This is a genomic window from Streptomyces boluensis (assembly GCF_009908195.1).
Lineage (GTDB): Bacteria > Actinomycetota > Actinomycetes > Streptomycetales > Streptomycetaceae > Streptomyces > Streptomyces boluensis.
This window is the reverse complement of the sequence record NZ_JAAAHS010000356.1, coordinates 1-7899: the sequence shown is the minus strand read 5'-3', so window position 1 is coordinate 7899 and position 7899 is coordinate 1. Positions and strand designations below refer to the sequence as shown.

6 protein-coding genes and 2 pseudogenes are annotated in these 7899 nt (G+C 71.1%); 6 read left to right on the top strand and 2 right to left on the bottom strand.

What is annotated here, in order from left to right; genetic code table 11:
• Window positions 1–1307 (bottom strand): alpha/beta fold hydrolase (locus GUY60_RS30535; protein WP_161703666.1); only part of this gene is annotated, 1307 nt, incomplete at its 3' end.
• A gap of 135 nt (window positions 1308–1442) precedes the next feature.
• Between GUY60_RS30535 and GUY60_RS30530 the strand changes: the two genes are divergently transcribed.
• The 4 genes and pseudogenes from GUY60_RS30530 to GUY60_RS30515 form a co-directional block, all read left to right on the top strand.
• The gene (locus GUY60_RS30530; RefSeq protein WP_161703664.1) at window positions 1443–2198 is read left to right on the top strand and encodes a (Fe-S)-binding protein; all 756 of its coding nucleotides are present in this window, start codon (window positions 1443–1445) and stop codon (window positions 2196–2198) included.
• A complete protein-coding gene (locus tag GUY60_RS30525; RefSeq protein WP_161703662.1) occupies window positions 2195–3685 on the top strand; it encodes a LutB/LldF family L-lactate oxidation iron-sulfur protein in 1491 nt (496 codons plus the stop codon). Before GUY60_RS30530 ends, GUY60_RS30525 begins: the two co-directional genes overlap by 4 nt.
• Window positions 3682–4347, top strand: coding sequence for a LutC/YkgG family protein (locus GUY60_RS30520; RefSeq protein WP_161703661.1), 666 nt, complete (start codon window positions 3682–3684; stop codon window positions 4345–4347). The genes GUY60_RS30525 and GUY60_RS30520 overlap by 4 nt, the downstream gene beginning before the upstream one ends.
• A gap of 36 nt (window positions 4348–4383) precedes the next feature.
• Window positions 4384–4961, top strand: a pseudogene (locus GUY60_RS30515) (ABC transporter ATP-binding protein); the annotation flags it as partial.
• A 33-nt stretch (window positions 4962–4994) separates the two neighbouring features.
• Here the strand turns inward: GUY60_RS30515 and GUY60_RS30510 are convergent.
• Window positions 4995–6209, bottom strand: coding sequence for an RNA-guided endonuclease InsQ/TnpB family protein (locus tag GUY60_RS30510; RefSeq protein ID WP_161703659.1), 1215 nt, complete (start codon window positions 6207–6209; stop codon window positions 4995–4997).
• A gap of 195 nt (window positions 6210–6404) precedes the next feature.
• On the opposite strand from GUY60_RS30510, the pseudogene GUY60_RS30505 reads away from it, so the two are divergent.
• Window positions 6405–6920, top strand: a pseudogene (locus GUY60_RS30505) (ABC transporter ATP-binding protein); the annotation flags it as partial.
• 175 nt (window positions 6921–7095) lie between these two features.
• The gene (locus GUY60_RS30500) at window positions 7096–7773 is read left to right on the top strand and encodes a hypothetical protein (protein WP_161703657.1); all 678 of its coding nucleotides are present in this window, start codon (window positions 7096–7098) and stop codon (window positions 7771–7773) included.
• Window positions 7774–7899 lie beyond the last annotated feature (126 nt).

Below are 7899 nucleotides of genomic sequence, written 5' to 3'. Positions count from 1 at the left end.
CCCCCCGTCCGCACCCCGTCATGCTCAAACTCATCCGTGACCCACGTCCGCAACCCCCTCACCACCCGTGCGGTAGCCAGCGAGTGCCCCGCGTCCACGTACATGTCGTCGTGATAGACCGCCGCCGCGGCCGGCACCTCGTTGCGGGACAGGCGGGCCGCGTCGTACAGCGGGGTCCACGTCGTGCGGGCCGCGAGGTGGTCGGCGGTCTCGCGCAGAGGGGCGAGCGCGGGGTCGGAGGTGAAGTGCCAGGGGTACGCGCCCTCGCCGGTGAACAGCGGCGGACCGCCCGCCGCGAGCGCGCGTTCCGCGTCGAACTGGGGGTACTCGGCCCGCACCCGCTGCGCCGACCAGTCGGTGGGCCGGGCGTCCTGGGCGTAGATCGACTCGTGCAGCAGCGCGTACAGCGGATGCCCGGCGTACGAGAGCGCGCCGCGGGCCGACTCCCGGAAGGCGTCCGAGAGTTGGGCCCCGCCGGGGGCGTGCGGGGCGCGTACGAAGGCGTTCTCCAGGAGGTGGTGCAGGTGGTGGGTGCCGTCGCCCGCGCCGAGCAGGATGCCGAGGGACTGGAACGCCTCGACGGTCAGCAGGTAGCCGCCGTCGAGGGTGGCCGGGCCGTGCTCGACCAGGTGCGCGGCGATCCGCCGGGCGCGCTCGGCGTCCTGCGGGTAGCGCGCGTAGTGGGCCTCGACCTTGCGCTGGATGCGCGGGTACGCGGCGCGGTACACGGTGTCGGCGTGTGCGTCCAGGGACGGGAGTCCGCCGGTGAACAGGGCGGTGCGCAGGCCCTCGGGCGCGGCGGTCAGGTAGTGGGTGAGGCAGAAGCCGCCGAAGCTCTGGCCGAGCACCGTCCAGGGGGCGCCGCCGGTGAGCCGCTTCCTGATGAGTTCGCAGTCCCGGACGATCGCGTCGGCCCTGAAGTGCGCCAGGTATGCGGCCTGTTCGCGGGGGCCGCCGCGCTGCGGCAGGGTCTGCCGGTTCACGGGGGTGGAGCGGCCGGTGCCGCGCTGGTCGAGCAGCAGCACGCGGAACTCGCGCAGCGCCCGGTCGAGCCAGGCCTGCCGCCCGATGAGCCGCTGGGCCTTGAGGCCGGGCCCGCCCTCCAGGTAGAGCAGCCAGGGCAGCTCCGCGTCGGCCCGGTCGCTGGCCACCACTTCGCGCGCGTACACCTCGATGCGTTCGCCGTCCGGGCGCTCGTGGTCGAGGGGTACGTCGAAGGTGCGGCCGGTGGCGACGGTTCCGGGTTGGCGGTAGCTGGTCTTCGAGGTCAACGGGGCTCCTGGCAGGTCGGGTTCGGCCCACTCCATCACCGGGGCGGGCGGCACGGCAACACCGTTCCGCGCCCGTCCGGGGCACGAGTGACCGTGTGATCACCCTCCCCGGAACGGCCCCGTCCGCGTACCCTGCAAGCCATCCGACGATCACCGCGGAAAGTGAGACGCATGCGTGTCGCTCTGTTCCTGACCTGCGTCAACGACACCCTCTATCCGGACACCGGTAAGGCCGTGGTGAAGCTCCTGACCCGGCTGGGTGTCGACGTCGACTTCCCCATGGCGCAGACCTGTTGCGGACAGGCGCACTACAACACCGGCTACCGCCACCGCGCCGAGCCGCTGGCCCGGCACTTCGCGGAGGTCTTCGGCGGCTACGACGCGATCGTCACGCCGTCCGGCTCGTGCGGGGCGATGGTGCGGGAGCTGTACCCGCGGATGGGCGAACGGGCACGCGCGGAGGGCCGCGGCGACGGGCTCGCGGCGGAGCTCGCCCCGGTCGTTCCGAAGACGTACGAGCTGACCGAGTTCCTCGTCGACGTGGTCGGCGTGACCGATGTCGGCGCGTACTACCCGCACCGGGTGACGTACCACCCGACCTGCCACGGGCTGCGCTCCCTCGGCCTCGGGGAGCGGCCGACACGGCTTTTGGGTGCGGTCAAGGGGCTTGAGCTGGTGGAGCTGCCGGGGGCCGAGGAGTGCTGTGGCTTCGGCGGCACGTTCGCGGTGAAGAACCCGGACGTGTCGGCGGCGATGGGCCTGGACAAGGTGCGGGCGGCCGAGTCGACGGGCGCCGGGGTGCTGTGCGCCGCGGACAACTCCTGCCTCATGCACATCGGCGGCACCATGACCCGGCTCGACAGCGGCATGCGGCCGGTGCACATCGCGGAGATCCTGGCGAGCACGGAAGACGAGGTCGGGACATGAGCGGAACCTTTGTCGGCATGCCCTCCTTCCCCGAGGCCGCCCACGACGCGGTACGGGACGCCACCCTGCGCGCCAATCTGCGGCACGCCACGCACACCATCCGCGCCAAGCGCGCCAAGGCGGTCGCCGAACTCGACGACTGGGCCGAACTGCGCGAGGCCGGACGGCAGATCAAGGACCACACGCTGCGCCACCTGGACACGTATCTGCCGCGTCTGGAGGAGTCCGTCGTACGCGCCGGGGGCACCGTGCACTGGGCTGCGGACGCCGACGAGGCGAACCGCATCGTGACCGGTCTGGTGCAGGCGACCGGCGAGCGGGAGGTCGTCAAGGTCAAGTCGATGGCCACCCAGGAGATCGGCCTGAACGAGGCACTCGCGGCCGAGGGCATCACGGCGTACGAGACCGATCTGGCCGAGCTGATCGTGCAGTTGGGGGACGACCGGCCCAGCCACATCCTGGTCCCGGCGATCCACCGCAACCGGGGCGAGATCCGCGACATCTTCGCCCGCACCATGAGCGAGTGGGGCCGCCCCGCGCCCGAGGACCTCACGGACACGCCCGCCGAGCTCGCCGAGGCGGCACGGCTCCATCTGCGGGAGAAGTTCCTGCGCGCCAAGGTCGGGATCTCCGGGGCCAACTTCATGGTCGCCGACACCGGCACGCTCGTCGTCGTCGAGTCGGAGGGCAACGGGCGGATGTGCCTGACCCTGCCGGAGACCCTGATCTCGGTCGTGGGCATCGAGAAGCTGGTGCCGAGCTGGCAGGACCTGGAGGTGTTCCTGCAGACCCTGCCGCGCTCGTCGACGGCGGAGCGCATGAACCCGTACACGTCCATGTGGACCGGCACCACCGACGGCGACGGGCCGCAGGCCTTCCACCTGGTGCTGCTCGACAACGGCCGCACCGACACCCTCGCCGACGAGGTGGGCCGCCAGGCGCTGCGCTGCATCCGCTGCTCGGCCTGCCTGAACGTCTGCCCGGTGTACGAGCGGGCCGGCGGGCACGCGTACGGCTCGGTCTATCCGGGGCCGATCGGCGCGATCCTCAGCCCTCAACTCCGGGGCACCGAGAGCGAGATCGACGCTTCGCTGCCTTACGCCTCGTCGCTGTGCGGGGCCTGTTACGAGGTGTGTCCGGTCGCCATCGACATCCCGGAGGTCCTGGTGCACCTGCGCGAGCGGGTGGTGCAGGGCGGTCCGGCGACGCGGCGCGGCAAGAAGGTCACGCTGCGGCCCGCGAAGGGGCACGCGGCGGAGCGGGCGGCGATGCGGGCGGCGGGGCTCGCGTTCGCGCATCCGGGCGCGCTCGCCTTCGGGCAGCGGATCGCCGCCCGGACCCGGCGCTTCCATCCGCGTCGGCTGCCCGGCCCCGGCCGGGCGTGGAGCGACAGCCGGGCGGTGCCGGAGATGCCCGCCGAGCCGTTCCGGGACTGGTGGCAGCGCACGCGCGGTACGGGTACGGGCGAGAAGGGCGGGGCGAAGTGAGCAGCAGGGACGTCATCCTGAACCGGGTCCGGCGGGCCCTCGTCGGCGGGCCGGACGGCGCCCCGGATCTCGACGCGGCCGTGGACCGTTCGTACCTCGTGGAGCACGGTGCACGGAGCGTCGAGGAGACCGTCGACCTGCTCGCGGAGAACCTCGCCGACTACCGGGCGATCGTGCACCGCACCGACTTGGACGGGCTCGCGGAACTCCTTGCGCGGCTCCTTGCCGAGCGCGGCGCGCGCAGCGTCGTCGTACCGCCGGGCCTTCCGTCCGGCTGGTTGGAGGGCGCCGACCCGGTGCGGGTGCACGACCTGGAGGCGTCGACCGCGCAGGATCTGGACGCGGTCGACAGTGTCGTGACGGGCTGCGCGGTCGCCGTCGCGGAGACCGGCACGCTCGTCCTCGACGGCTCCCCCGACCAGGGGCGGCGCCGCATCACGCTGGTGCCCGACCACCACATCTGTGTCGTACGCGTCCCGGACCAGGTCGTGTCGTCCGTGCCGCAGGCGCTCCGCCGCCTCGATCCGGCGCGGCCGCTGACCTGGATCTCCGGCCCGTCCGCGACGAGCGACATCGAGCTGGACCGAGTGGAGGGCGTGCACGGGCCGCGCACGCTCGAAGTCGTCCTGGTGACCGGCTCCCCTGAGGGGCACGGCTGCTGAAGGGCGGGGCGTGTGCGGCGCGGTTAGCGTGAAGGCATGATCCGGTTCGATCACATCAGCAAGCGCTACCCGGACGGCACGATGGCCGTGGACGACCTGTCGTTCGAGGTCCGCGAGGGCGAACTGGTCACGCTCGTCGGCCCGTCGGGCTGCGGCAAGACCACCACGATGATGATGGTCAACCGCCTGATCGAGCCGACCTCGGGCCGTATCCACGTCGACGGCGAGGACATCGCGACCGTCGACCCGGTCCGGCTGCGCCGCCGTATCGGGTACGTGATCCAGCAGGTCGGCCTGTTCCCGCACCGCACGATCCTCGACAACACGGCGACGGTGCCCGCGCTGATCGGCTGGAACCGGTCGAAGGCCCGCGCCCGTGCCGCCGAACTCCTCGACCTGGTGGGCCTCGACCCGAAGACGTACGGCTCCCGCTATCCGCAGCAGCTCTCCGGCGGGCAGCGGCAGCGGGTGGGGGTGGCCCGCGCGCTCGCCGCGGCCCCGCCGGTGCTCCTGATGGACGAACCCTTCGGCGCGGTCGACCCGGTGGTGCGCGAGCAGTTGCAGGACGAGTTCCTGAAGATGCAGGCCGCGGTGTGCGCAAGACGGTCCTGGTGACTCCTCCCCCTCATGGATGAGGGGGCTTCTCGCTATGCCGGTGGGGCTTCGCGGCGGACCAGCCCGGCCCGTAGAACGTTGCGTGCGCCCACCGTGTCCGCGTGCGCAGTATGGCCACACGAGACGCAGTGGAACTTCTCCTGCGTGGGCCGGTTCTCCTTCGCGACGTGCCCGCATTCGGGACACTCTCGGGAGGTGTTGCGGGGGTCCACGGCGATCACTTCCCGTCCGGCGCTCTCAGCCTTGGCGTGCAGGATCGTCAGGAACACCCCCCAACCGGCATCGTTGATCGACTTGTTGAGTCCGGCTTTGGCGGCGGCGCCGTTGGGCAGGAAGCTGCCCGGTGTCTCGGGGTCGGGCTTCGGCTTGGGGGTCTTGCTCATGTTGCGGATCTTGAGGTCTTCATGCGCGATGAAATCGTGTGCGCGGACCAGGCCGAGCGCGGTCTTGTGCGCGTGGTCCAGACGCTGACGACGCACCGTGCGGTGCAGGTCGGCGACCTTCTCAACGGCCCGGCGGTGGTTGGCTGTTCGCTTGTCGCGGCGGACACGGGGGAAGCGGGACAGTGCCTGCTGTGCGGCTTCGAGTTTCGCGGCCGCTTTCCGGCCATGGCGGGGATTGGGTACGAACTCGCCGTTCGAGTCGGCGAGGAAGTTGGCTATGCCCAGGTCGATGCCGACCACACTGCCCGACTTGGGCAGCGGCACGGGCTGCGCCTGCTCGGCCGTCAGGACCACGTACCACTTCCGGCCCTCGCGCTTGACCGAGACAGTCTTGACCCTGCCGACCACCGGCCGGTGCTGGTTGACCCTGACATGCCCGACGCCTTGGAAGCGGACACGGGTCACCGGGTCGTGAGGGGTGGAGTCCCAGCGGCAACCGTCACCGTCCTTGGGGAAGTCCACCGTGTCGAACCAGTTGACGCCCCGGAAGCGCGGATATCCCGGTGTGTCACCGGACTTGACCCGCCGGAAGAACCCGGCGAACGCCTTGTCCAACCGGCGCAACGTCGCCTGCTGGGAGGAGAACGACCAACGGCCCTGACGCTCCGGGTCGAACGCCCGGATCTCCTTGAGCTGCGCCGACTGCTGCCCGTACTTGACGCTCGTCCTGGAGGCGTGCTTGTAAGCATCGCGGCGTTCCTGCAACGCCCCGTTGTAGAGCGAGCAGTGATCGGCCAACATCGCACCCAACGCGGCCTGCTGGCCCACAGTGGGCCGCATCAGGAACTTGTACGCACGCAACACCCGACCCACCCCCACTCAAGGCCATTTCAGCGATTATATGGCGTATTTCACCCCGCTGACCGTGATCCGCCAGTACATCGAGGACCAGAAGCAGCACCCGTGAGCTAAGGCCGACAGCGCGGACCCGCGCTAACAGCGCACGTCAAAGCAGTCCTGAGATGCGTTTCCCTCTCCGGCTGAAGTCGGGGACACCCACGCAAAATTAAGATGGTGACGCACGACATCGAGGAGGCGGTCCGGCTCGGCGACCGCATCGCGGTGTACGGGCAGGGCCGCATCGAGCAGTTCGACACTCCGGGCGCGGTCCTCGGCACCCCGGCCACGCCGTACGTGGCGGAGTTCGCGGGCGCCGACCGGGGCCTGAAGCAGCTCTCGGTGACGGCCATCGAACCGGACGACCTGGAGCAGCCGCCGCTGGCCCGCGTCGACGAGCCCGCCACGGCGGCCGGTGCGCGGCTGCGCGGCCAGGGGGCGCGCTGGACGGTGGTCCTGGACGAGGCTGGTGAGCTGCACGGCGGGCGGGCGTGGACGAGCTGGCGCTCGCGGGCGGCGGCACGGTCGGCGAGCTCGCGCACCGGATGAACTCGTGGGTGCCGGTGGGCGCCCCGCTGCCCGGCCAAGCTGCACGAGGCGCCGCGCCACTCGGTGGACGCGGACGCGCAGGGGGTCGGGCGTGACGAGGTGGAGTTCGACTCGGTCGCTGACGCTTGAGTCTGCGGGGTTGGCGCACGACAGCCCGCACCGTCGACCTGCGCACCGTCGATCGTCCTCCGGGCTCGTCCTCAATCTCCCCCAGCTACCGCTGGGAGGTGCCCCCAGGACGGGCTCCATGTTCAAGTACCCCAACTGCCCCTCGGGAAGGGCCCGTCGGGCAGGATCGGTCACCGTGAAGACAAAGGACCGCATCTCCTGGATCGCCCTGGCCGTCGGCCTGCTCATCGCCGGTACCGCCTGGGCGACGCTCCAGATCGCCGACGCCGTCACCGAGACCTCTCTCGGCAAGGCCCCGCACCAGGCCGGTGACGTCCACCTTGACCCGCTGAAGAAGGGCGAGGTCCTGGCCGCTGACCGATGGCCGTACGCATGTGCCTTGGTGGACCAGAAGGATGTCGAGGCGATCCTTCCCGACGCCGAGGAGGTCCGGGAGGAGCCGCCGCTGCACGTGTACGCGCCCTCGATCAAGGAGTTCGCCGCCGACCCCGCGTGGAAGCGGAGCGACAGCGCCGACTACGGCCGGTGCGAGTACTCCATGGAACTGCCGGGCGAGACGTTCGCGGCCACCCGTGTCTGGGTCCGCGTCGACGCCGTGGCCGATCCCGAACTCATCGCCGGGTACTACGAAGACGTCACACGCAGCGGCGACAGCAAGCGCTTCGGGGCTGACGCCTGCGCCAACGACGGTGGCCTGGACGACAGTTGGACCTGCCGCAAGGGCTCGTTGATGTTCACGGTCGGCGGGCAGACCACCGCGACCTTCGAGGGCCGGATGGACTCGGCGCCCTTTGTCTGGCGCGACGACGTGGGCCCGGAGTTCGTACGGGCCGTCACGGCGAAGGTGAGCTGACCCCGATCCACTCGTTGCGCGCGAGGCAGTCGTCCGGAGGCGCTGTCACTCGACCATTGCAGCCCGGAGCGGGGCGCGGGGCGCGTCTTGGTGGACCGTACGGGGAGCTGCCGCAGGGGGGGCGCC